22 protein-coding genes are annotated in these 22,234 nt (G+C 71.8%); 10 read left to right on the top strand and 12 right to left on the bottom strand.

The features are described from left to right. Window positions 1-11: 11 nt before the first annotated feature. Window positions 12-1,304 carry an MFS transporter gene (locus tag Afe05nite_RS07735; protein WP_203816296.1) on the top strand — a complete coding sequence of 431 codons (1,293 nt, stop codon included), beginning with the start codon at window positions 12-14 and terminating at the stop codon, window positions 1,302-1,304. Here the strand turns inward: Afe05nite_RS07735 and Afe05nite_RS07730 are convergent. Then, on the bottom strand, window positions 1,294-1,611 hold the full coding sequence (locus Afe05nite_RS07730; RefSeq protein ID WP_203816295.1) for an STAS domain-containing protein: 318 nt from the start codon (window positions 1,609-1,611) through the stop codon (window positions 1,294-1,296). The two genes, Afe05nite_RS07735 and Afe05nite_RS07730, sit on opposite strands and share 11 nt — an antisense overlap. A gap of 73 nt (window positions 1,612-1,684) precedes the next feature. On the opposite strand from Afe05nite_RS07730, the gene fxsT reads away from it, so the two are divergent. Continuing rightward, entirely contained in the window at window positions 1,685-4,105 is a 2,421-nt protein-coding gene (gene fxsT, locus Afe05nite_RS07725) for an FxSxx-COOH system tetratricopeptide repeat protein (protein WP_203816294.1), read from the top strand. Here the strand turns inward: fxsT and Afe05nite_RS07720 are convergent. The 3 genes from Afe05nite_RS07720 to fxsA are packed head-to-tail and all read right to left on the bottom strand — an operon-like array spanning window position 4,100 to window position 7,628. Then, window positions 4,100-5,776 (bottom strand): putative bifunctional diguanylate cyclase/phosphodiesterase, encoded by a 1,677-nt coding sequence (locus Afe05nite_RS07720; RefSeq protein ID WP_203816293.1) that lies wholly within the window; start codon window positions 5,774-5,776, stop codon window positions 4,100-4,102. The genes fxsT and Afe05nite_RS07720 overlap by 6 nt on opposite strands. Window positions 5,777-5,807: 31 nt before the next feature. Continuing rightward, the gene (locus Afe05nite_RS07715; RefSeq protein ID WP_203816292.1) at window positions 5,808-7,439 is read right to left on the bottom strand and encodes an aKG-HExxH-type peptide beta-hydroxylase; all 1,632 of its coding nucleotides are present in this window, start codon (window positions 7,437-7,439) and stop codon (window positions 5,808-5,810) included. 3 nt (window positions 7,440-7,442) lie between these two features. Beyond that, the gene (fxsA, locus tag Afe05nite_RS07710) at window positions 7,443-7,628 is read right to left on the bottom strand and encodes an FxSxx-COOH cyclophane-containing RiPP peptide (RefSeq protein WP_239117636.1); all 186 of its coding nucleotides are present in this window, start codon (window positions 7,626-7,628) and stop codon (window positions 7,443-7,445) included. Between the two features lie 171 nt (window positions 7,629-7,799). Here fxsA and Afe05nite_RS07705 point away from each other — a divergent pair, with 171 nt between their 5' ends. Together Afe05nite_RS07705 and Afe05nite_RS07700 are read left to right on the top strand one after the other, a co-directional pair. Then, window positions 7,800-8,204 (top strand): YbaB/EbfC family nucleoid-associated protein, encoded by a 405-nt coding sequence (locus Afe05nite_RS07705; protein WP_203816291.1) that lies wholly within the window; start codon window positions 7,800-7,802, stop codon window positions 8,202-8,204. Next, a complete protein-coding gene (locus tag Afe05nite_RS07700) occupies window positions 8,194-8,583 on the top strand; it encodes a hypothetical protein (RefSeq protein WP_239117635.1) in 390 nt (129 codons plus the stop codon). The genes Afe05nite_RS07705 and Afe05nite_RS07700 overlap by 11 nt, the downstream gene beginning before the upstream one ends. A 17-nt stretch (window positions 8,584-8,600) precedes the next feature. Here Afe05nite_RS07700 and Afe05nite_RS07695 read toward each other — a convergent pair whose 3' ends face one another. Beyond that, entirely contained in the window at window positions 8,601-8,888 is a 288-nt protein-coding gene (locus Afe05nite_RS07695) for a DUF427 domain-containing protein (RefSeq protein WP_203816290.1), read from the bottom strand. A gap of 151 nt (window positions 8,889-9,039) precedes the next feature. Here Afe05nite_RS07695 and Afe05nite_RS07690 point away from each other — a divergent pair, with 151 nt between their 5' ends. From Afe05nite_RS07690 to Afe05nite_RS07680, 3 genes are read left to right on the top strand one after another with little or no spacing between them, the layout of a single operon-like run. Next, the gene (locus Afe05nite_RS07690) at window positions 9,040-9,594 is read left to right on the top strand and encodes a hypothetical protein (protein ID WP_203816289.1); all 555 of its coding nucleotides are present in this window, start codon (window positions 9,040-9,042) and stop codon (window positions 9,592-9,594) included. Beyond that, the gene (locus tag Afe05nite_RS07685; protein WP_203816288.1) at window positions 9,591-10,619 is read left to right on the top strand and encodes a hypothetical protein; all 1,029 of its coding nucleotides are present in this window, start codon (window positions 9,591-9,593) and stop codon (window positions 10,617-10,619) included. Before Afe05nite_RS07690 ends, Afe05nite_RS07685 begins: the two co-directional genes overlap by 4 nt. After that, window positions 10,616-12,022 (top strand): hypothetical protein, encoded by a 1,407-nt coding sequence (locus Afe05nite_RS07680; protein WP_203816287.1) that lies wholly within the window; start codon window positions 10,616-10,618, stop codon window positions 12,020-12,022. Before Afe05nite_RS07685 ends, Afe05nite_RS07680 begins: the two co-directional genes overlap by 4 nt. Here the strand turns inward: Afe05nite_RS07680 and Afe05nite_RS07675 are convergent. The 5 genes from Afe05nite_RS07675 to Afe05nite_RS07655 all read right to left on the bottom strand — a co-directional run bounded on the left by Afe05nite_RS07675 (window position 12,006) and on the right by Afe05nite_RS07655 (window position 17,815). Next, window positions 12,006-13,799, bottom strand: coding sequence for a SpoIIE family protein phosphatase (locus Afe05nite_RS07675; RefSeq protein ID WP_239117634.1), 1,794 nt, complete (start codon window positions 13,797-13,799; stop codon window positions 12,006-12,008). The two genes, Afe05nite_RS07680 and Afe05nite_RS07675, sit on opposite strands and share 17 nt — an antisense overlap. 114 nt (window positions 13,800-13,913) lie before the next feature. Then, window positions 13,914-14,591, bottom strand: coding sequence for an activator of HSP90 ATPase (locus Afe05nite_RS07670; protein WP_203816285.1), 678 nt, complete (start codon window positions 14,589-14,591; stop codon window positions 13,914-13,916). After that, a complete protein-coding gene (locus tag Afe05nite_RS07665) occupies window positions 14,588-15,439 on the bottom strand; it encodes a bifunctional DNA primase/polymerase (protein ID WP_203816284.1) in 852 nt (283 codons plus the stop codon). Before Afe05nite_RS07665 ends, Afe05nite_RS07670 begins: the two co-directional genes overlap by 4 nt. Before the next feature lie 22 nt (window positions 15,440-15,461). Beyond that, window positions 15,462-16,487 carry a beta family protein gene (locus Afe05nite_RS07660; protein ID WP_239117633.1) on the bottom strand — a complete coding sequence of 342 codons (1,026 nt, stop codon included), beginning with the start codon at window positions 16,485-16,487 and terminating at the stop codon, window positions 15,462-15,464. Window positions 16,488-16,525: 38 nt separating this feature from the next. After that, the gene (locus Afe05nite_RS07655) at window positions 16,526-17,815 is read right to left on the bottom strand and encodes an AAA family ATPase (RefSeq protein ID WP_203816283.1); all 1,290 of its coding nucleotides are present in this window, start codon (window positions 17,813-17,815) and stop codon (window positions 16,526-16,528) included. A 730-nt stretch (window positions 17,816-18,545) separates the two neighbouring features. On the opposite strand from Afe05nite_RS07655, the gene Afe05nite_RS07650 reads away from it, so the two are divergent. Then, on the top strand, window positions 18,546-19,214 hold the full coding sequence (locus tag Afe05nite_RS07650) for a hypothetical protein (RefSeq protein ID WP_203816282.1): 669 nt from the start codon (window positions 18,546-18,548) through the stop codon (window positions 19,212-19,214). A gap of 226 nt (window positions 19,215-19,440) precedes the next feature. Then, window positions 19,441-20,199 (top strand): SDR family NAD(P)-dependent oxidoreductase, encoded by a 759-nt coding sequence (locus Afe05nite_RS07645; RefSeq protein WP_203816281.1) that lies wholly within the window; start codon window positions 19,441-19,443, stop codon window positions 20,197-20,199. A 53-nt stretch (window positions 20,200-20,252) separates the two neighbouring features. On the opposite strand, the gene Afe05nite_RS07640 is transcribed toward Afe05nite_RS07645, so the two are convergent. Next, entirely contained in the window at window positions 20,253-20,561 is a 309-nt protein-coding gene (locus Afe05nite_RS07640; RefSeq protein WP_203816280.1) for an AAA family ATPase, read from the bottom strand. A 113-nt stretch (window positions 20,562-20,674) separates the two neighbouring features. Here Afe05nite_RS07640 and Afe05nite_RS44820 point away from each other — a divergent pair, with 113 nt between their 5' ends. After that, window positions 20,675-20,962, top strand: coding sequence for a helix-turn-helix transcriptional regulator (locus tag Afe05nite_RS44820; RefSeq protein ID WP_203816279.1), 288 nt, complete (start codon window positions 20,675-20,677; stop codon window positions 20,960-20,962). An 11-nt stretch (window positions 20,963-20,973) separates the two neighbouring features. Here the strand turns inward: Afe05nite_RS44820 and Afe05nite_RS07630 are convergent, their stop codons facing one another. Continuing rightward, window positions 20,974-22,230 (bottom strand): hypothetical protein, encoded by a 1,257-nt coding sequence (locus tag Afe05nite_RS07630; protein WP_203816278.1) that lies wholly within the window; start codon window positions 22,228-22,230, stop codon window positions 20,974-20,976. Between the last annotated feature and the right edge of the window lie 4 nt (window positions 22,231-22,234).

The following is a 22,234-nucleotide window of genomic DNA, read 5'->3' as shown; positions in this document are numbered from 1 at the left end:
GGATCAGTGGCGTGCAGAAGACGTACCGCATTCATCCGGCCTGGTTTGTCGCCGGCATCGCCTTCGTGGCCCTGGTCGGCGCGGCTGGTTTCCGCGCCACGCCGTCCGTCATGATCCGTCCGCTGCACGACGAGTTCGGCTGGTCGCTCGGCACGATCTCGGCCGCGGTCTCGGTGAACCTGCTGCTCTACGGCCTGACCGCGCCGTTCGCCGCGGCCCTGATGGAGAAGTTCGGCATCCGTCGGGTGATCATGGCCGCACTCGTGCTGGTGTCGGCCGGCTCCGGCCTGACCGTCTTCATGCGGCAGAGCTGGCAGCTGATCCTCTGCTGGGGCGTACTTGTCGGGCTCGGCACCGGATCGATGGCACTCGGCTTCGTCGCGGTCATCACCAACCGCTGGTTCGTCAAGCATCGGGGCCTGGTCACCGGCGTGCTGACGGCCGGGGGAGCGGCCGGCAACCTGGTCTTCCTGCCGGTCCTGGCCCGGCTGACCGAGGGAGCCGGCTGGCGGTTCGCGGCCCTGACCGTGGCGGCGGTGGCGCTGTCGGTCGTACCCCTCGTCTGGTGGCGCCTGCGCGACCACCCGGCCGAGATGGGCCTCGGCGCCTATGGCGGCGAGTACGAGCAGCCCGAGCCGATCGCCCCCGCCGGGGCCGCCCGCACCGCCCTGCGCGCGCTCGGTCAGGCCGCCCGGACCCGGCCGTTCTGGCTGCTCGCCGGCGGTTTCGCGATCTGCGGGGCGACCACCAACGGGCTGGTCGGCACGCACTTCATCCCGGCCGCGCACGACCACGGGATGGCCGAGACCACGGCGGCCGGTCTGCTCGCCCTCGTCGGCTTCTTCGACATCGCCGGCACGATCGTCTCGGGCTGGCTCACCGACCGGGTCGACAGCCGGGTGCTGCTCGCCGTCTACTACTTCGGCCGTGGCCTCTCGCTGCTGGTGCTGCCGTCGCTGTTCGCGGCCACCGCGCACCCCAGCATGGTGGTGTTCATCCTGTTCTACGGTCTCGACTGGGTGGCCACCGTGCCGCCGACCGTGACCCTGTGCCGGGAATACTTCGGCGCGTCCGGCCCGGTCGTCTTCGGCTGGGTGTTCGCCTCGCACCAGTTCGGTGCGGCGATCGCGGCCACCGCCGCCGGCCTGCTGCGCGACCAGCTCGGCAGTTACAACGCCGCCTGGTACGGCGCGGGGGCGCTCGCCATCCTGGCCAGCCTGCTCAGCCTGATGCTCTTCGCCGGCAAGCGGCTCCGGCCGATCGCGCCGGGTATCGGCCTGGCGGCCGCGCCGCTCAAAGCGTGACCTCGACCACTTCGAGCAGGCCGCTGAGCAACAGGATCTGATGGACGGTCCGGGTCGGTCGGGCGAGCCGGAACCGGATGCCCGCGTCCCGGGCGCGCTGGAAACCGAAGATCAGCGCGCCCAGGCCGGTGGAGTCGATGAAGGTCAGCTCGCTCATGTCGACCACGATTTCCCGCGGCCGGCCGGCGAGCGACTCCTCGAGCGCCACCCGGACCTGATCGACGGTGAGCACGTCGACCTCGCCTTTGAGGGCCACCGTGGTGGTGTCGGCGGCGCGGCCGAGATTCGTCACGATCTCGTCAGGCAACGGGTCCTTCTTCCACAGTCGTCATGGTTCCACGTACGGTAATCGGCAACACCAAACACGTGAGGAGCGTGGTGTGCCGATCCTGGGCGGTCTGCCGCCGCGTAATCCTCGCTTCGTGGGTCGCGAGGACCTGCTGGCCCGATTGCGGGGCCGGCTGGCGACCGGACCGGTCGTCCTGTTACCCGGCGAGGAACATCCGCTGGGCGGGACGGGACGTACCCAGTTGGCGGTGGAATATGTCTATCGCTACGCGGAGACGTACGACCTGGTGTGGTGGATCCCCGCGGAGCAGTCGGCCGGCACCCGGGCCGCACTGATCGGCTTGGCCCAGCGGCTGGGGCTGGCCGAGACCGGCGACATGAACCGCACGCTGGCCGCGGTCCGCGACGCGCTGAGCCGGGGCGAGCCGTTCCGCAACTGGCTGGTGGTCTTCGAGGACGCCAACCGGCCCGAGGAGATCAAGTCCTATCTGCCGAGTGGTGCCGGGCACGTGCTGATCACCAGCCGCAACCCGCGCTGGCCGGCCGAGGTGGCGCAGTCGGTGCCGGTCGGCGTCTTCGACCGGGCGGACAGCGTCGACCTGCTCCGCCGGCGTACGCCCGAACTGACCGGGCCCGACGCCGAGCGGTTGGCGAGCCGCCTGGCCGACGTCCCGATGGCCCTCGACCTCTCCGCCGCGGTGCGCGCGGCGACCGGCTGGCCGGTCGCCGAATACCTGAGCCGGTTCGAGTCGGTGGCCGCGGAGCTGGCCTTCCCGAACCCGATCCGGGTGGCCTGGGGCCTGGCCGCCGACGCGTTGCGCGCGCATGCCCCGGCCGCCTACCGACTTCTCGAGCTCAGCGCGTTCCTCGGCAGCGCACCCGTGTCCTGGCGGCTGCTCTGGGGCGCCCGGATGCTGCCGCTGCCGGCCGAGCTGGCCCGCACCGTCGGCATCGAGCGCCGGCTCAAGGCGGCGCTGCGCCTGATCGGCCGCTACGGGCTGGCCGAGCTCGATCCGCCCGGCGAGCACCTGATCGTGCACCCGCTGGTGCGCGGCATGCTGGGGCAGGGCCTCACCTCGGAACGGCACGCCATGCTGCTCGCCACGGTGCAGGGCATGCTGGCAGCGGCCGACCCGGGCGACCCGGACGACCCGGGCAGCCACCCCCGCTATGCCGAGCTGAGCCCGCACCTCGTGCACTCCGATGTGCTGGGTGCCGGCACCGAGGAGATCCGCCAGCTGGTCATCAACTGCGTGCGGCACCACTACGCGGCCGGCGACTACGACTCCAGCCGCGCGCTGGCCGCGGCCGCCTTCGCCCGCTGGCGCGACACCCTCGGCGAGCACGACGAGCAGACTATGCTCGCCTCGTTCCACCTGGCCAACGCGCTGCGGGCGGTGGGCCGCACGGCCGAGGCCCGGGTGCTCAACGAGCAGACCCTGCGCGCCCAGCGGGAGGCGCTCGGCGGCGACGACGAGACCACCCTGGCCACCGCCAACTCGGTCGGCGCCGACCTGCGCATCCGCGGTCACTTCGGGCAGGCCCGTCAGCTCGACGGCGACAACCTGGTGCGCTATCGGCGGCTGTTCGGCGAGGCCTTCCCGACCGCCCTGCGCTGCGCCAACAACCTGGCCGCCGACCTGCGCCTGCTCGGCGACTTCCGGGGCGCCCGCACCCTCGACGAGCAGACCCTGCGGCAGCGGCAGGCGATCCTCGCCGACGGTCACCCGGAGATCCTGTCGTCGCGGGCCGGGCTCGCGTTCGACCTGTTCGGCCTGGGCGACTACGCGGGCGCCGACGAGGTGCTGGCCGCCGTGCGCGGCGACATCCCGGAGGACCACCCGTTCGCGCTGTGGGCGGCCCGGGTCTCGGCCATGGCGGCCCGCCGCCGGGGTCTCGCCGACGGCCTGACCCGAGCCGAGACGACCGTGTCGCTGACTCGCCGCCGGTTCGGCGACCTGCATGTGGAGACGCTCGCCGCGGTGGTGACGCTGGCCAACGCGGCCACCGCCGGAGGTGACCTCGACCGGGCCCACGAGCTGCTCGAACGCGCGGTCATCCGCTATCACGCGGTGCTCGGCGACGACCATCCGTTCACGCTCGCCGCCTCGGCCGGGCTGGCCGGCGTGGTGCGGGCGGGCGGCCGACCGGCCGAGGCGCGCCGGATCGACCAGGAGGCCCTGCACGGGCTGCGGCGCAGCGTCGGCTCCGATCACCCGTTCACGCTGGCCTGCGCGAACGGCTACGCCAACGACTTGTTCGGGCTGGGCGAGCGGCAGGAGGCCCAGCAGATCGCGGCCGACACCTGGCAGCGGTCCGCCCTGGTGCGCGGTTCCGAGCACCCCGACACCCTGGCCTGCGGGTGGAACGCGGTGCTCGACGGCGGCGACGAGGAGGCCCGGCACCAGGCCACGGCGGCACTCGTCAAGGCGTACGGGGAAGCTCATCCGATCCTGGCTCGCGTCGCCGCCGGCGACCGGCTGGAGACCGACCTCGACCTGCCGCCGCTATGAGGTCCTGGCCAGCAGCAGCTCGGTGATGCCGGCCGCCGGCATCGGCCGGGCGAAGTGGTAGCCCTGCGCGTGCGCGCAGTTCAGTTCCCGCAGCCGGGCCGCCTGCCCGGCGTCCTCGACCCCCTCGGCCACCGGGGACAGCCCGAACGTCCGAGCGATCTGCAGGACCGCCTCGGCCACCGACGCGTCACCCGAGCCGGCCGGCATCGCCTGCACGAACGACCGGTCGATCTTGACCACGTCGACCGGCAGCGCGCCCAGGTGGCTCAGTGACGAGAAGCCGGTGCCGAAGTCGTCGAGCGCGATCCGCACGCCGAGCGTCTTCAACGAGGTCAGCACCCGTGCCGACGCGGTGAGGTCGGTCAGCGCCATCGTCTCGGTCAGCTCGAGCACCAGCCGGTGGGCGGGCATGCCGGTGCGGGCCAGCACGTCCCGGACCTCCTCGGTCAGGTCCGGGTTGGCCAGCTGGGAGACCGAGAGGTTGACGTTGAGCTCGAAATCCGGGTTGTCGCGCTGCCACTCGACCGCCTGCGCGCACGCCTGTTCCAGGATCCAGCCGCCCAGCTCGGGCAGCAGGCCGAGGTCTTCGGCGAGGTCGAGGAACTCGGCCGGCGGCAGCAGGCCGAGCGTCGGGTGCTGCCAGCGCACGAGGGCCTCGACACCGACGGTGTGCTCGCCGTCGAGGTCGACGATCGGCTGGTAGTACACCTCGAACTGCTTCTCGGCGAGGGCCCGGTGCAGTTCGTGTTCGGCCCGGCGGCGCTTCTCGGCCTCGGCGAACCGGGCCGGATCGAACCGGCGGGCGACCCCCTTGCCGTCGGCCTTGGCGTGGTAGAGCGCCTCGTCGGCCTCGCGCAGGATGCCGTCCACGTCGTGGCCGCCACGGGTGATCGCGATGCCGGCGCTGGCCCGGATGGTCAGCACGGTGCCCTCGACGACGAGCGGTTGCAGCAGGTCACGCAGGATGCGGTTGGTGACGGTGTCGGCGATCAGGTCGTCGGCGAGGCGGGGGAGCAGCACCACGAACTCGTCGCCGCCCAGCCGGGAGACGGTGTCGTTGGCGCGCACGTTGGCGTTGAGGCGCTCGGCCGCGACCCGCAGCAGTTCGTCGCCGGCGGCGTGGCCGTAGGTGTCGTTGACGCCCTTGAATCCGTCGAGGTCGAGCAGGATCACGGCGGTCATGGTGCCGTCGGCGTCGGTCAGGGCGTCGTGCGCGTGATCCATGAACATCGCCCGGTTGCCGAGCCCGGTGAGCGGGTCACGGTAGGCCTGCCGGGCCAGGATCGCGCGCTGCCGGGTGAGGTCGCGCATCAGGCTCTCGTTGGTGTGCGTGCCGAGGAACTGCCGCACCAGGATGGTGCCGGCCACCACGATGATCAGCCAGGTCAAGCCGTAGCTGTCCGGACTGTCGCCGGCGTGCAGGATCGCGGCCATCACGACGGCGGCGGAGGCCGGGGCGTACTGGGCGAGCGGCCAGCGCTCGGTGAGCTTGATGACGCCGAGGCCGAGGAACAGCACGATCGCGCTCGGCAGCAGCCAGTCGGTCACGTTTCCGTCGTCGTCGGTGAGCCGCAGGAACACCATCGGCCACGCCAGCACCATGAGTGACGCGAAGATCATCGAACGGTCGACACCGCGACGGAACCGCTCCAGGATCTTGCCGGAACTCATGCCTCACCTCCGCGCCTTCCATCGGGCGGCGTCAGGACGACATGAGCGATCCACCGACCCAGGCGGCCAAAGCCGTCAGTCCGACTTTTTCGCTCTTTATTAGTTTAATCCAGACGGCTCGCACCACCTCCGGTCGCTCCCTCAACGCCACCTGCGGCGACAGCGCCGAGATGCCGGCCCAACAATCAAGATCAGGAGCACCGAGCTCAACCTCCTCGATGTACGCGACGAGCGCAGTCCCGCCGTCTCCGTCCAGGTAGGCGGCATCCCCGGGCCGTAGGCCCGCGGCGGCCGGGCGGTCGTTCAGCGCTTCGTGCACCAGCCGGAGCCGGCCGCTGCTCTCCAGCCGGCGTCCGCTGTCCGCCCTCAGCTCGGACTCCGCCGGCACCGGCGCGGGGCGGCCCGCCCGCCAGGCGGACACCAGCTCGGCCAGGGTGTGAGCCGGGACGGCCAGATTTCGCAGCCGCCACCGGGCGCGATGCTCGGCGTTGGCGCCGGCGGCCAGCCGAGCCACCCGAGGGTGCACCGAACCCACCGGCAGGCCGGCGACCTCGGCCCGCATCGCGCCGACGAACCGGGTGCCGGCCGCGGTGAGATGGGCACTGCTCAGCAGGGTGTCGGCGGCCGACAGGACGGCCCCTCGCCAGCGCGCGAACTCGAATTCGGCCAGCCGCCCCCGAAGCTCCGCCGCCCCGCCGTCTCGCGACTGAGCTTCGGGGGCGAGACCCCCACCACTTCCCGCCGCCGGCCCGTGCGGTCCCGTCTCGTCCGGCCCGGAAACCTCGACCGGGCCATCGGTGCGAGCGGTCGAGCCGACGGCGGAAAGGTGAGCAGCCGAATCCTGACGCGCCGGGGAGAGCCCGGGTAGGGCCGCGTGACCCGGCCGCTGCCGGGGAATCCGGCGCCGCGACTCGACGTGCCAGAAGCGGGCGACGGATTGGTAGGCGTAGGCGCCGTGCAGCAGGCCCGACAGCGGGCGCGGGTCGTCACGCCAGGGCGAGCAGACTCGTGCACCACCGGGGTTGACCAGGTCGAACAGGGTGAAGGTGGCGTTCAGGAGGCTGTGCTGGCATTCGTGCAGCAGGCCCACCGCGAACGAGCGGGGATCGCCCGGGGTCGAGATCGCCACCGCGCCGAACGCCACCGCCGAGGTGGCGGACAGGCCGCTCGCACCCGGGTCGGGCTCCACCGGCACGAGCACACGCAGGGTCGCGGCCATGATCTCGGCCGCTTCCCGATGGCGGGTCGTCAGGAGCTCCCAGGCCGAGGAGAGCAGGCGTTGCCACTCGGCCACCTCGTCCGTGGTCAACCGGCCGGATGGCGTCAGGCCGAGTTCGGCGCGGAGCGGGTCGGTGTCCTCGAGGCGGACCCGCAGGGTGTGTCCCCGGTGCGAGGCGCTCAGGTGATGGGTGGCGGCCCGCCGGGGCGGTGGGGGAGTTTGCCCCGCTCGCAGGGCGGTCCGGGTCACGGCGGTGTGCAGCGCGGCCATCGGGTCGAACAGTTCGATCGGCTCGGGGACGGGGCCGCCCAGCTTGCGGATCTCGCTCAGCTCGAGGAGGTGACGGCTGGCCTGGGCCCGGCGCAGGACCCCGACGGTGGCGGCGGACGGGCGGCCGGCGGCGAGTGCGGTGAAAGCGGTGTCGGTCAGCCGAAAGGTTCTCAACTGTCACAGGGCCGAGTTGAAGCCGGCGATCGGCTCGCCCGGCTCGTCGAGCTCGTCGGCCAGCCGGCGCAACGCCCGGGCCAATGTCGAGTCACCCTCCTGAGCGCCCAGCTCATCGAGGGACATGCCGGAGACATCGACCATCGGCGAGCGCCACTCGGTGGCGCTTTCCTCGGTGGTCCGGTCCACGACACCCTCATTCCCCGTCGGCAGCGACAATCAATGTATTGCCTTGAGGCTACGGTGGTCGCCGAGGCGGGTGGTGCCGGGGCGACGCGGCCCGGGTACGGATGCCGTCGTCGCCTACCCGTGATCTCATAGGACGCCAACAGCCCGAAAGTCGGCAACGGAGGACAAACTGTGCCGGGTGGAAATCTCGCGGATCGGCTCGCGGCGCTCAGCGCGTCCGCGACCGGTGACGACGGCGTGGTCACGGTGACGGTGACCGGGTCGGGTGTCGTGACCGGTTTGCGGCTCGACGACGGCGCCTCGCGGTTGAGCGGAGCGACTCTCTCGGATGAGATCCTGCGGACCATGCGTCGTGCTCAGGCGACGCTGGTGCGGCAGGTGCGGACGGCGGTCGACGAGACCGTGGGAGCCGACACCGAGGCGGGTCGCGCGGTGCTCGATTCGCTGATCCCCGCCGAGCCGCCGCAGCCGGCCATGCCGGTGATGCCGTTCCCCTCGTTCGAGAACGTGCCAACCCTGCCGCAGCAGTCGCCCGGCAATGGATTCGAGAGCGGAAGGGACAGCCGTGCCCGCTGATTTGCCCCAGCTGCCCAAGCGCGGTCCGGCCCCGGCGGTCGACCGGATGAGCAACGCCGATCTGGCGCGGATGGTCGAGGCGGAGCACCCCTATCGGGGCAAGGCGCTGTTCGAGCTGTCCGACCGGATCCCGCACGACGACGACGCGGCGACCAAGGTGGCGATGCTGAGCCGGTTGTCGTCGCTGCGCACGGCACGGCTCTTCGACCGGGTCTCGCTTGCCTGGTCGGGCATCATCGCGCTGCTGGCGGCGGAGACGGAGCACTCGCGGGCGTCGGCGTACGAGGCGTTCGGTGCGCTCGGCCCGGCGGAGCAGCGGGACATGCTCGACTATCTCGAGGTGTCCGCGATCGAGGAGGCCCACCCGCGCATCGCGTGAGCGGGCCCCACAGTTGGTCAGGCTTCTACTCGGACGTCTTTCTTGCCGAAGGCCAATCGGTCACGTACGGCCTTGGCGTCCGGCTTGGGCTCCGGGTAGAACCAGACCGCGTCCGGGGCCAGCTGCCCGTTCGACGAGAGGGTGTAGTAGGAAGCCTTGCCCTTCCAGGGGCAGACGGTGTGGGTCTCGGACGGGAGCAACACCTCGTCGCGCACGGAGTCGCGCGGGAAGTAGTAGTTGCCCTCGACAACCACGGTGTCGTCGCTCTCGGCGATAACTTCGTCGTTCCAGATGGCCTTCGGCATAAGTCTGAACGTAGCGCGCGTTGCGCCCGGCGTCCGATATGCGAACGTTAATCGCTATCGCGGGTGAAACGTCGCGATCGTCCCCACATTGTCGTCCCGGTGTAGGAAGATCTAGAGTCAACCGCCAGACCCCCGATCCGAGAGCGGCCCGGTGAAGCATCTGAGCACGTTGCCGACCACCGCCGAGCAGGCCCGTCGTGCGCTGCTCCTGCTCGGCGCGCCAGCCGGGGCCCGGCTCGTGGTCGACGTGCACGCCGCGCTGTTCGACGGCGATCTGACGCCGGCTTCGCTGACTCGTGCCCGCGTGCCCGGATTGTGTGCGGCGCTCGGGCCCGACCTGGTCGCGCTGCCCGGTCTGGTGGCGCTTGCGCAGTGGCCGATCGAGCAGCGCCTCGTCACCCCCGGGCGGCGCCGGGCCGACGAACTGGCCATGATCATCCGAGTGGCCGAGTTCGCGGCGATGCGCCGGTCGGGCCGGGCCGCGGCCCAGCTCGTGCGGTCGCTGGCGGAACGCGTACCGGATGGGGTCGAAGCCGTTGATCTTGCTGACGCGGCGCGTGCGGCGCTCGCCGCGCCCGCGCTTGCCGAACTGCTCGCGGCGGAGTCCGTGATCCGCGAGGACGCGGTCGCCCGGGCGTCCCGCCTGGCCGACCGCCAGCAGCTCTTCGGTGTCGCCGACCTGCCCCACCAGCGAGGAGCCGGGTGAATCGGATAGCTCAACTGCGCGGTCCCGAGCCGGCGAAACGGCACAACGCGCGAACCATCGCGGCCCTGACCGGCAATCCGGGTTGCTCGCGGCGCTCGGTGCTGGACGCGGCCGGCGTCGACAAGGTGGCGCTGGCGGCCCGGGTCGGCTTCCCCGGAAGCTTCGGTCAGTCCCGATTCGCGCTGGCCCGCGGCAACGCCTTCGAGGCGATGCTCAAGGCCGACGACTGCGAACTGCTGCGGTCGGTGCTCGACGTCGGGGTGGTCGGCTACCAGGATCTCGGCGCGGACGACGACGCCACGCTCACCGCTCGCCACGCGCGCACCCGCGAGTTGCTGACCTCGGCCACGTCGGCGCTTGTCGACCACCCGCTGCTGACCCTGTCGGTGGCCGGTCAGACGGTGTTCCTGGAGCCCGACCTGATCGCCTTCCAGAGCGAGGGCCGCCTGCGGGTCGTCGAGATCAAGTCGTTCGCGATCGTCGACGGCCAGGCCGACGCGGCAAAGGTCGCCGGTGCCGCGGTCCAGGCGGCGGTCTACGTGCTGGCGCTGCGCCGGCTCCTGGGCGACGACCGGGTGAGCCACGAGGTGATCCTGGTCTGCCCGTCGAACTTCTCGCTCACGCCGGAAGCCGTCGTCGTGGACGTTCGCAAGCAGCTCTCCACCCTCAAGCGGCAGCTGTCCCGCCTCTCCTCGGTGACCGAGTTGATCGACTCGTTGCCGCCGGCGGTGTCCTTCGACGTCGCCCTGTCGCCCGCGGCCCTTGTCGAGTCGCTGGCGTCGGTCTCCGCGCGCTATGTCCCCGAGTGCCTCTCGACATGCGAGATGTCGGTGTTCTGCCGGCACGAGGCAGCGGGCACGACCGCTTCGCTCGGCCGCTCGGTGCGGGAGTCGCTGGGCGGCGTGGAGACGGTGGCGCAGGCTCTCGAACTGGCGACCGGCACGGCGACGCCGACCCCGGACCAGGCCGAGGCCGCGGCTCTGTTGCGCACGGCGGCCCGCTTGCGCGAGGAGGCCCTTTCTTGACGCTCGTGGCGCTCGCCCGGGCCCAGGCCTTCGCGGCCGGCCGGGCGCAACCGATCGCCACCGTCCGGCATCTTCATCTGCACGATCACCCGTTCGTGCTGATCCCGCTCGCGATGGCGGGGGAGGCCAACGCCCCGCTCGCGGCGATGTTCGGCGACTCGCCCGCAAAGCCCCGGCTGCTGGTCGTGGCGCAGCCGCGCAACCGGGACGAGCGCTTCGCCTTCGCCGACGCGTTGAGCGCCGAACTGGTGCCCTACCTGATGTCGTTCGCCGATCAGACCGAGGCGGTGGCGGTCGACCGCGGCCGGGACGTGCGCCACCGCTACGTCGACGCGCCGCAGGTGTGGGTGCCGAACCCGGGCGGCATCGACTTCCTGCGGCTGTTCGGCCGCTCGACCCGCTTCCGGCGCGTCGACGGCGACTATCCGGTGCCGCCGACCGTCCCGCTGCTCGGCCAGTGGCTGACGTTCCTGGCCGGCGCCGCCGAGGTGCCGGGCTCGTCGCTCCTGCTCAACGCGGTGCAGGCGCTCGGCCTGCACTGGGCGACCGGGCAGAGCGGCGCCGAGGACAACCACCTCGGGTCCCTGCTCGCGTGGATCGAAGCGGGGGCGCAAGCCGCTCGCGAGGCCGAGAACGGCCCGGTGGCCGGGCCCGCCACCGACCCGGAGTTCGACAACCGGGTGCTGGCGCCGCTGATCGCCGACGGAGACCCGGCCCTGGCGACCGTCCTGCACGAGCTGCTGCTGCCGACCTGGCAGCAGATGTGGCGGATTCTCGACCGGCTGCGCACCCTGCCCCCGGGTGATCGGGTGGCCGCCCGCTGGGACAGCGACCGGGATTCGTACTCGTCGTTCGTGGAGCATCTGGCCGAGGGAGGTCCGCCGCAGCCCCGCCGCGACGGCGCGGTGGCCGCCGCCGCCCGCCTGCAGCGCCTGGAGAACGCGGCCGCGCGGTACGCGGTGCAGCGCGCCTTCGACGACCCGCTGGTGATGGCCGAGTACCGCCTGGCCGGCGTGGCCTTCGGCGGCGTGGTGACGCTGGCCGCCCCGGACCGGGTGGACGACACCGGCAAACGCCCGGTGCTGCGTCCGCGCATCATGGTCGCGACCGCGGAGACCATCCGGGTCGAGGCGGGCGCGACCCTGACGTCGCCCGCGCGGCCGGCCCAGAAGGCGAAGGTCGTCTCGATCACCGCGACCCCGGCCGGCCACGACGTCCTCCTGGAACTGTCCGGCGGGATGGGCCGCAAGCTGGTGGCGGAGCCCGGAACGGTCCCGGCGGTGGGTGAGAAACTGCTGCTCACCACGTTGAGCGAGGGTTACCGGCCGGGGGCGGCGCTCCCCGACCCGGCCGAGACACCGTGGACCCACGGCGGCCCGCCCGCCCTCAGCTCAGACGGATGACCAGCACCGCGATGTCGTCGTCGCGGCGGGTCACGGTGCCGAGGATCTGCCCGCAGAGGTCGTCCAACGGCATGGCGGCGCCATCCTCGAGCACCGTCCGGATCCGCCGGATGCCCTCGTCGATCAGGGCCGCCGGTTGCTCCACCAGGCCGTCGGTGTAGAGCAGAAGCGTCGAACCGGGCAGCACCCGCCGGCGATGGGTGCTGCGATCGTCCCGCGGGACCAGGCCCAGCAGCGGCTCCGGGTCCTCCCACCAGACCTCCACCTCGCCGTCCGGGCGCAGGAGGACCGGCGGAGGGTGGCCGGCATTGGCGAATGTCAGCTCATATCCGGACTCGTCCGGGCGGAGTCGCACCAGCACCGCCGTCGCCGCCGCCGGCATGCTCAGGCCGTGCAGCGCCCGATCGAGTTGGGACAGCAGCGGTCCCGGCTCGTCGTCGCGACCGTACGCGTCACCCCGCACCAGATTGCGGACCTGGCCCATGGTCGCCGCCGCCTCGATGTCGTGCCCCGAGACGTCGCCGACGGCAAGCATCACGCTGCCGTCCGGCTGCACGAAAGCGTCGTACCAGTCGCCGCCCACGGCCGCGCCGATCTGCGCCGGCAGATAGCGAGCGTGCAGCTCGATGCCCGGAATGTCGGGGAGCTGGGGGAGCATGCTGTGCTGCAGGACCTCGGCGACGTGCCGCTGCCGCCCGTACAGCCGGCTGTTGTCGACGGCCTGGCCGGCCCGGCGCCCGATCTCGACCGCCGTGCCCTCCTCGGCCGCGCCGAACACCCCGCGGCCGGCTCCGTTGACCAGCATGAGCGCGCCGACGCTGCGGCGGCCGACCGGCGCGGTGATCGGCGTGATCAGGTAGGAATCGAACCCGAGCCGCTCGGCGATCTCGGCGATCTCCCCGGTGCTCGTCCGCCGGCGCAGTGAGGCCGGGTCGGCCGCATCCCGGCGGACCGGGCCGGCCGCCCGCTGCACGGCCGCGAGCATGGCTTTCATGTCGCGGGGCGCGTCGGCGGCAAGGCGGGCGAGGCGCTCGGCGTCCTCGGCGTACGCCGGATCGAAGTGGGCCGCCGACACGTGCCGTACGGCGCCGGACGGCTCGGCCAGCGCGACCACGCACCAGTCGGCAAGCCGGCCCGCCACCATCCGGCCGAGCCGGCCGAGGGCCTCGTCGATGTCCATCGTGGCGGACAGCGTCTCGGTCAACTCGCCGAGCAGAGTGAGCTGGTCATGGGCCGACTCGGCGGCCCGGCGGGCCTCGTCGGCGATCTCCCGGGCGATCCGCAGCCGCAGCTCCGACGAGCAGACCTCGCCGAGATCGACGAGCAGCGCGATCTCGCTCGCCGTCCAGGTGCGCGGCTCGCGGTCCATCACGGCAAGGGTGCCGAGCACCTGGCCGTCCGAGTCGGTCAGCGGCACCCCGGCGAACGAGATCGCCCCGACGTCGTGCACCGCCGGGTTGTCCCGCATGGCCGGATCGGCCCGGATGTCCTCGACGACAAGCATGCGGCCGGCCTGGACGACATGCCGGCTGAGCGAATGGGTGATCGGCATCTCGCGGTCGGCGGCGAACGGCTCCGGCATCCCGACCTGGCCGGGCAGGAACTGCCGGTCGGCGGTGATCACCGTGACCAGCGAGACCGGGGCGTCGATCAGCCGCTCCACCAGGACGGCGATCCGGTCGAAGGCCACGTCGGCTCGCGGACCGAGCCCGAGACGCCCGACCGCACACAGGCGAGCCGGGCTGTCCAGCACCCCACTCGCAGCTTTCTCGACCAAGTCTCCCCGCAGCACGTCGCCCCCCGGCCGCTTCAGCCTCGACAGGCTACCGGCTCGGCCACCTCCGAACGAACCCCCCGTTCACCTGTTGTCAGCCGCCCGATCGCGGCGGCCTCAGTTGTCCGGCGCCGCGTCGGCGGCCGTGATCACCTCGGCCCGCTCGGCGGCCGGCGCCCACCGCTTCGTCCACTCCTCGCGCAACGACTCGAAGGCCACGTCATCCAGCCCGTAGGTCGAGACCGTCACCTCCATCCGCCCCGCGTCGCGGTCGTCGAGCGGCAGCCGCCCGGCCACCACGACCAGGAGACCGGCCCCGTCGACGGTCCAGGCCACCCGCGGCCCGAACCGCTGCCACTCGGCCCCCTCGGCCAGGGCCAGCGCCTGCCGCCCGGTGGTCTCCCCGGTCAGATAGAGCGTGCGCCGCCGGCCGACCGGCCGCCGTTCGAACAGGAACCGCAGCTGGATCAGGAACGCCCGCCAGCCCTCCTCGATCGCGTCGTACCGGTCGGGACCGGCCGGGCCGGCACCGTCCCGGATCACCCGCACCGTCGACCGCTCGTCGTCGCCGCTGACCTCCAGGTAGGAACCGTCGGCCCAGCCCATCCGCTCGGGGGCGAGCAGCGCCGCCTGGTCCACGAAGATCTGCCGGATCTCCGCGTCGAGCCCGTCGTAGTCCCACCCGAACCACTGGTGCAGCACGGCCGGCTGGGTGACGGCCTCCCACGTCTCGTCCCGGCCGGCCGCCACCGCGACCTCCACGTCGTAAGGCTTCAAGCCTCGTCGATCGGTCATGCCCTCAATAGTGGAGCAGAGGGATCGACCGGCGTGCGCCGCCCGGCCGTCAACCCGGACCGGACGGTGCGCCGCACCTCGACGCGGCCGAGCCCGGCCCGGCGGGCGGCTGCCTCCAGCTCCCGGACCACGTCGCCCTGATCGAGCAGACCGGCGCCGACGAACCGGCCCAGCGCGAACGCGGCCCGGTTGAGCGTGTCGTTGCGGCAACCCGCCGGGGCGGCCGCCACCCGCTCGACCGAAGCCGCGAGGACGGCCTCGGCGTAGCGGTCGGGATGGGCGATCGGCCGGTGCCGTGCGGCTGGCGGTGGTGGACCCTCGATCAGCGCGAGCAGGGCGCCGGGGCCGGCCGGCAACTCGTCGCCCGGACGGCGCACCCAGCGGTAGTCGACGCCGGCCGCGTGCCGCGACGGCGGGGCCACGACATAGCCACCCGCACCCCGCCAATCGAGGCCGGGGAGCAGGTGCACGCGGTTGCCGAAGCCGGTCGGCCGGAACCACAGATGCCACCCGCCACTGCCGGTGCGGACCCGGGGGCCGGCCGGCAGCGAACCGCCCAGCAGATGGGTCAGGCCGTGCCAGCCGGCGGCGGAGTCGATGTCGGCCACATCCATCGCGACGCCGGTGCGCAGCCCGACGTTCGCCGCCGGCCAGCGCGCCCACCACATCTCGATCAGGCGCGGGTCGGTGCTGGCGTCGGTCAGGCCGTGCCGCAGCCGGGGATGCTTGCCGGGTCGATCGCATGCGGCCCCCCTGTCGCAGGAACAATCGCCGCGCGGGTCAGGCGTGTGCACCGGCAGGACCGGAATGCCATGCCGGGCGTAGCTCAACGCGGCTGTCAGTGACATTAGAACAAGCGTACGACAAAACTCAGAGCGTCGAGAGCACCTGGGCGATGTGGTGCGAGGTGCTCCACGACATCCAGCTGGCCGAGCTGCCGCCGCCCCGGGCCGTCCGCGCGCGCCTGGCGATCTCGGCGTCACCCCAGGAGAACTGGGCTCCCTGGGCCGGCCACTGGGGCGAGTGCACGAGCGTGCGGCACAGATCCTGGCAGCGATCGTCGCTGCGTCCGCCACGACGCGACCAGCGATAGATCCACCAGTCGTGCGGGGCGGTGTAGCGCAGGGTCGGCAACTGCCGATGCCGCTGCACTCCGTAACGGCGAACCGGCGAGGTCACGCCGTAATCCGCGTACCCGATCCCGGGTTCGCCCAGCCGCGCCCACACCCGCGCGTCGAGTCGCCCCACCGTGACCGGCCGGTCGGTGGGCAGGTCGTCGAGGTTCGCGGGCATCGCGCCGGACGCCACGCTCACCGATCGCCACGGCCGCTCGCGCGCCCAGCGCAGCACCCGCCGGCATCGCTGTTCGACCACGTCCGCGTGCGCCGCGCAGGCCGTCTCGGCGAGATCGATGAGCAGGTCGATCTCCTGCACGTCGAGTCCCGAGCCGCGCAGCAGGCGCTCGGTGACCGCGGTCGCCGCCGCCGGATTCCCGGCGTCGACGTGCGGCTGAAGCCGCAGCACCGCCCGGCGCAGGTGCATCCGGGCGGCCAGGCCGTGGGCGATCAGGCGACGACTGCTTTCGTCCGGGCGGAGCACCGGCAACATGGCCACGCCCAGCTCGGCCAGCTGTTCGGCGAGATCGATCGAAGGTGCCGCGAGACCGGGGTGCTCGGGCAGCCCGCCGAAGTCGACGGCGATCGCCCCGGTACGTGGGGGCAGCTGCCGGATCAGCGAGATGACGTCCGGTCCCGGTTCCAGTTCGAGGATCGGCATGACCCGGGCGGCGTCGCCGGGCGCCAAGTGACTGAGGGCCGCCAGTTCACCGCGGCGTGGTCGCAGGATGGGACGGTAGGCATCGTCGCGCATGGACCCCGCCGTCGTGAAGACCGCCATTCACTCACAGTAGCGGTCTGTTGTCGGATTAGCGACAGTCATCGATTCAGGTGCGAGAGGATCGCCTGGTTCGCCTCCCAGCCGTCCGGAAACTTGACGGGCACGTTGAGATGCACCGGCTCACTCGACGGATGCTCGTCCAGCAGCTCCGCGATGCCGTCCCGGGCCACCACCACACACGCGTGCCGATGCCGCGAGGTCAGCACGCACAGCCGCCCCGACTCCAGGTGGAACGCGGTCGCGTCGCGCCGCCCGGACAACGGGTGCAGCACGATCGTCAGGTCGTACTCCCGGCCCTGCAGGCGATTCGCGGTGTCGACCGTGACTCCGGCGGCCTCGGCCGGAAGGTGTGCCCGGATCGCCGCCGCCTGATCGCGGTGCGCCGCCCCGATCGCGATCCGGTGCGCGGTCAGCGGCCGCTCGCCGGCCTCCGAGACGGTCGCGCCGGCCCGCGCCAACGCGCGGGCGGCGAGGGCGGCGCAGGCCGCGGCCGCCTCGGCATCGGTGCGGATGGTGAACCGTCGCGCCAGCCGGTGCAGCCCCCAGCCGGTCGCCGCGGCGTCGTCGAGCACCTGGTCGAGTCGGTCCCCGCCGGGGGTGAAGGTCAGGGTGCGGTCGCCCGGTCCGGTTCCTGACCGGAAACCGGTGAACGGGTAGAACGCCTCCGCGATCACGCCCGCGGCCGAGTGCGGCAGCCGCCACGACACCGGCAGGCGGTGCACCGGCAGGTCGGGGTTGTGCCGCAGCAGGACCGCGACGGCGCTCTGCATCGGATCCCAGGACAGCCCGGTCCAGCGGTCGACCTCGACTGTCGAGAACGGGTCCAGCTGCCCGGGGTCACCCACGAACAGGGCGCGCTCGAACCGCGAGGCCACTCGCAGCAGTGCGTCCGACCTCATCTGGTACGCCTCGTCGACGATCGCCCACGGCCACACGCCATCGGCCACGGTGGCCCACTTGGCCGCCGTACCGATGGTGACCGCCGGCCCGCGCAGATCCGCGACCTTCGCGCCCACCCGGCACGCCGGGTGATCTTTGACCCGGTCGGACGGCTCGTAGTCGACCGCCGACAACCGGCCCACCGTGACCTCCGGGGACCGCGCGCCGAGGCGTTCGATCAGGTCGTCGACCTGCTCGTTGGTCTGCGCCACGATCATCAGCGGTGCCCCGGTCGCGGCCAGCTCGCCGGCCGCCCGCACCACCAGCGTCGACTTGCCGGCCCCCGGCGGCGAGTCGACCACGATCCCGCGATGGCCGCCGCCGCGCAGGTCACGCAGCACCGCGTCGATCACCCGCGCCGCTTCGAAGGCCGGCGTATTCGCACTCACTCCGGCACGTTAGCGCGCTCCCGGCCGGACTCTTCGCAGGCGGGGGCCACCGGGCCGGCGGAGTTGCCCGACGTCGGCGGCCGGGATCCCGACGTGGCCGGCTTCGCCGAGCGGGCCGTCCGGCAATTGCTTCGTGATCCTCGCGTCCCGGCAAATGGACGATCTTGAAAGCGGAGTGGCATGTGGACGGTGCCATCGAGCTTTATGCGGAAAGGGGCGTAAGGCGCGAAGCGGCCGTCCGGCGGGCCGGTGACGGAAATCTGACAGCTGTCTTGTAGCGGCCGCGCCGGCCGTTTTCGGCCGGATCTTGGCTGGTGGGCGGGCCTCTGCCTGCTGTGGATCTCGAGGATGGACATGGGAGCGTTCCCAATCCCCGGGAGTGTTGGTTTCATCAATGTCTTCAGGCTGGTGGCGGGCTATTTACCGGCCGCCGCGGGTGGATGTTTGCGCGATGGTCATCACCTCGAAATATGTGGGTGATTGACTTCGATCGCGGGTCGAAATGGGAAGCTGGCATGCAACTTGCACGTGCGGTTCGCCGTGCAAGTTGCATGTTTCGAACGCTTGCGACCTGCAGCTCCATCGTCGTGGCTCTGTTCTGATCGTCGCGCTCTATTTCATTCATGAGCGTTTCTGCGATGTGCGAAGCGGACTCTTCCAGTCGATCACCGGAAGTGGAACTCTTCTAAGCCAGCAGTAACGCCCGCGACACGGACGGTGGTGGTAACGAATGCGCCCAGACGTTCTGGTCGGTCCGAGCGAGTGGGTGGTCGAACAGTTCGGCGACAAGGTGGCCGGTGAACTGTGGACCCGGGTTCCCGAGGCGTTGAGCACCGCGATCGACCGTGAGGTCAACGCCCACCCCGCGATGACGCAGACCATGGAACGAGTTCTCTCCAATCCGCGTTGGCCGCTTCCCTATGAGGAATTGGTGCTGTTCCTCGGCACGCTTCCCGGGGCCGAGATCATCAGTGTGCCGAAATCCGTTTACCAGCTCGTTGCGATCAACGGACACGTCGTGGTGCCGTGGTGCTACGGCCAGTCCGCCCAGACTTCCATGCGGGACATCGAGGTCGGCCGTTCGTTCGGCCGGCTCGTCCGCGAGTTGCTCCGCCGCTTCGGACCGCCCTGGCGCCGTTCCCAGGTCGAGGCTCCGCTCCCCCTCGACGCCGTCGACGAGCGCGAAGTTGCCAAGATCTGCGCGGCGATCGCGAACATCGATCCGAAGCCCGAGGTGGTGATCGCCGGTTTCGCCGGTGCGCCGCACCTCGGTCTGCTCCGGGCCAGCCTCGGTGAGATCAAGTCGACCGACAACGGCCACCTGCTCTGGAGTCACCTCGACGACCTGCCGCTCCCGCCGCCCGTCATTCCGCGCCCACGCCGCATGCAGTTCCCCTGACCGGCCTTCCCCGCCGGCGGGCAGGCCACGGTTTGCCGCATTCGCCGCGGGGAACGACCAGGATCATGGCGAAAGACCACGATGAGTACGAAGCTCGCGCCACCGACCGGGCGAGCCGGGAACACCGGGTGAACGGGTTCCCGCCGGCCAGCCGCCCGACGATCGCGCGGTCGGCCCCACCCCGGCGCCGCGACCCCCGGCGCCCCGGCCGCCACACCTGACAGGCATGCGATCCCATGTGGTCACCGGCGGCGGCCGCGGAGTCGGACGCGCGATAGCCGAACGTCTCGCCGCCGGCGGCGACACGGTAGTGATCGTCGAGTTCGACGACGCCGGTCTCGACTGGATCCGCGCTCATCCGGCCGTCCACCTGCTCACCGGGGACGCCGCCGACGAATCGATCGCGGCCGAGGCGGCCGAGGTCGCCGCGGACATCGCGCCCCTGGCCGGCTGGGTCAACAACGCCGCGATCTTCCGGGACGCCTGGCTGCACGACACGCCCGCGCCCGAGGTCATCGACCTGATCGGCCGGAATCTGGATCCGGTCGTGGTGGGTTGCGCGACAGCGGTCCGCCGTTTCCTGGCGTCCGGCGGCGGAGCCATCGTCAACGTCTCGTCGCATCAGGCACAACGTGCGGTGCGGGGTGCCTTCGCGTACGCGACGGCGAAAGCCGCCGTCGAAGGCGTGACGCGCGCGCTTGCGGTTGACTACGGCCCTTTCGGCGTACGCGTGAATGCCGTCGCCCTGGGCTCGATCGCCACCGACCGCTCGGCGGCGCATCTGGCCGCCCTGCCCGGCGAGGAGCGGGACCGTTTCGCACAGGAGATCCGCCGACTGCAACCGCTCGGCCGGCTGGGCCGCCCCACCGAGGTGGCCGACGTGGTGGCGTTCCTGCTCTCGGCCCAGGCCACCTTTGTCAACGGCGCCGTCATCCCGGTCGACGGCGGCCGCTCAGCGGTGGGCCGAGACCCCGAGGAGGCCTGACCCGGCCCGGCCCGGCCGAACGACGCGTGCGCGGTGCCGTCGGCGTTGCCCGGTCAGGTGATCCGAGCTTCCGACATCCTCGCCAGAACCTCCGCGATGGTGTGCTCGGGCGGCTGCTCCGAGGTGTCAAGCCACCGGCGACCGTTGCCGCGAGTCGGTAGCCGCAGCCACACTTGCGCGGTCGCCGCCGCGGTCTCGTCGGGCTCGAGTTCCGCCCGACCGGAGACGATCATCCGGCGGAAGGTGTCTCCACGGACGTGCGCCGCTCGGGGGAATCGCTCCGCGAGACCGTGTGCGATGGTCGACTTCCCGGCGGCCATGGCGCCCGTGATGACCACGACCGAAGCGGATGTGCTGTGCATGCACACCTTCCGGAGTCTGTTGGGGCGACGGGGCGGCTGGGGCGAGGGTGCTGTCGGAACTGCCGAACGAAGTCATGACGCGTGATACTTGTCGTGCGACTATAGTCATGTGCATGAGGAAGCAGCCCATCCGCCTGGCCGGTGCCCACGAGGTGCGCGAAATGCTTGGCGTCAGCCGGCAGCGGGTCTACCAGCTGGCCGCCCGCGCCGACTTCCCCACCCCGGTCGCCACCCTGGCGCAGGGCAAGATCTGGCTGCTCGCCGACATCGAGCAGTGGATGACCGACCGCCGCCTCCCCGGCAGCCGCGCCCTGCGGCGATCCCTCGACCAGGGACTCCAGGCCCTGGAGACCAACCTGGACCGAGTCGAGTCAGCGGCCCGCGCCGGCCGCCCCCACTGATCCCGTGCGGATCAGCGAGTCTGCGGCTGCAAATAGGCAGTGGAGAAGGGCTCGTGCCGGGCGCGCATATCGGCGTAAGCGGTGAGCATCATGGCGATGGTGAGCGTCGCGCCGACGACCGCGATCAGCCCGGCGATGGTCTGGGTGACGATCGACGTGGTGGTCGACGCCCCCGCCGTCGCGGCGATCGGGCGGGTGATGATGTCGGCGAGGGTGTTCAGGGCGAACGCGATCCCGCCGGCGACCACCACCCGAGCCAGCGAGGCGCCGAAATCGGCGTGGAAGAGCGCGAAGACCCGGCCGATCGCGTTGCCCCGTTCCAGCAGCACCACCGTCGACAGCACCGCGAAGACAAATGCCAGATAGATGCCCGGCAGCAGGCAGAACAGCAGACCGACGCCGACCATCAACATCGCCGGAACGCACCACCCGATGAGCGCCGGCGCCCGCCGCACCGCGGCCCGCAGGGCCGTCCCGATCGACAGCGGCTGCCCGGTCGCCTGCTGAATCAGCAGTTGCAGCGAGGCCAACGTGCTGACCAGGCCGACGAGAAGCGCGATCAAGAGCGGCAGGAGCAGACCGAGGTACGGGTCGAACAGCGCCCGAAGCTCGGCCGTGGTCGGTTCCGCGTTGCTGTTCAGCGTCGTGACGAGGTCGTTGGTCCGGATGTCCAACAGCACCAGGAAGACGATTTGCGGAATCGCCGAAACGATCTGCAGCACCGCGATCGGCCGCCACGCCGCCCGCAGTAGTCGGAAGCTCTTGTTCCACCAGCCCGAGAAGTCCGAGCTGACCAGCGGATCGTTGGGCCCGGCATAGAAGGCGGCCGGCAGTTGCGCATAGCTTTGCGCGCCGTAGGCGGCCTGGGCGTACGGGTAGTGACCGACCGGCGGCCCGTAGCCCGGCGGCATCTGCGGATAACCGGGCGGCGGATAACCGGGCGGCGGATAACCGGGCGGCGGCTGATGGGCCCCCGGTGGCGGGATGGCTCCCGGCTGCGGCATCGCCCACGGATTCGGCTGCGCGCCCGGCTGCGCGCCGGGCTGCGACGGGGGCCAGGGGTCCGGTCCGGCGCCGGGATGCGGCGTCGCCCACGGGTCGGGCTGGTCGGCGGGTGGCGTCCACTGGCTCGGCGCCGGATGCGTCCACGAGCCCGTCATCCCCTTCCACGGATCGACGGCCGCCGGTGGATCGTCGCCGGCCGTCGTCGACCGCGGCGCCGGGGGTCGCGGCTCGTCGTCGGGGGTGCCGGGGTTTTGCTCGGTCAACGTC

This window comes from Paractinoplanes ferrugineus (genome assembly GCF_016862195.1).
Classification (GTDB): domain Bacteria; phylum Actinomycetota; class Actinomycetes; order Mycobacteriales; family Micromonosporaceae; genus Actinoplanes; species Actinoplanes ferrugineus.
This window is presented reverse-complemented; position numbering and strand designations above follow the sequence as displayed.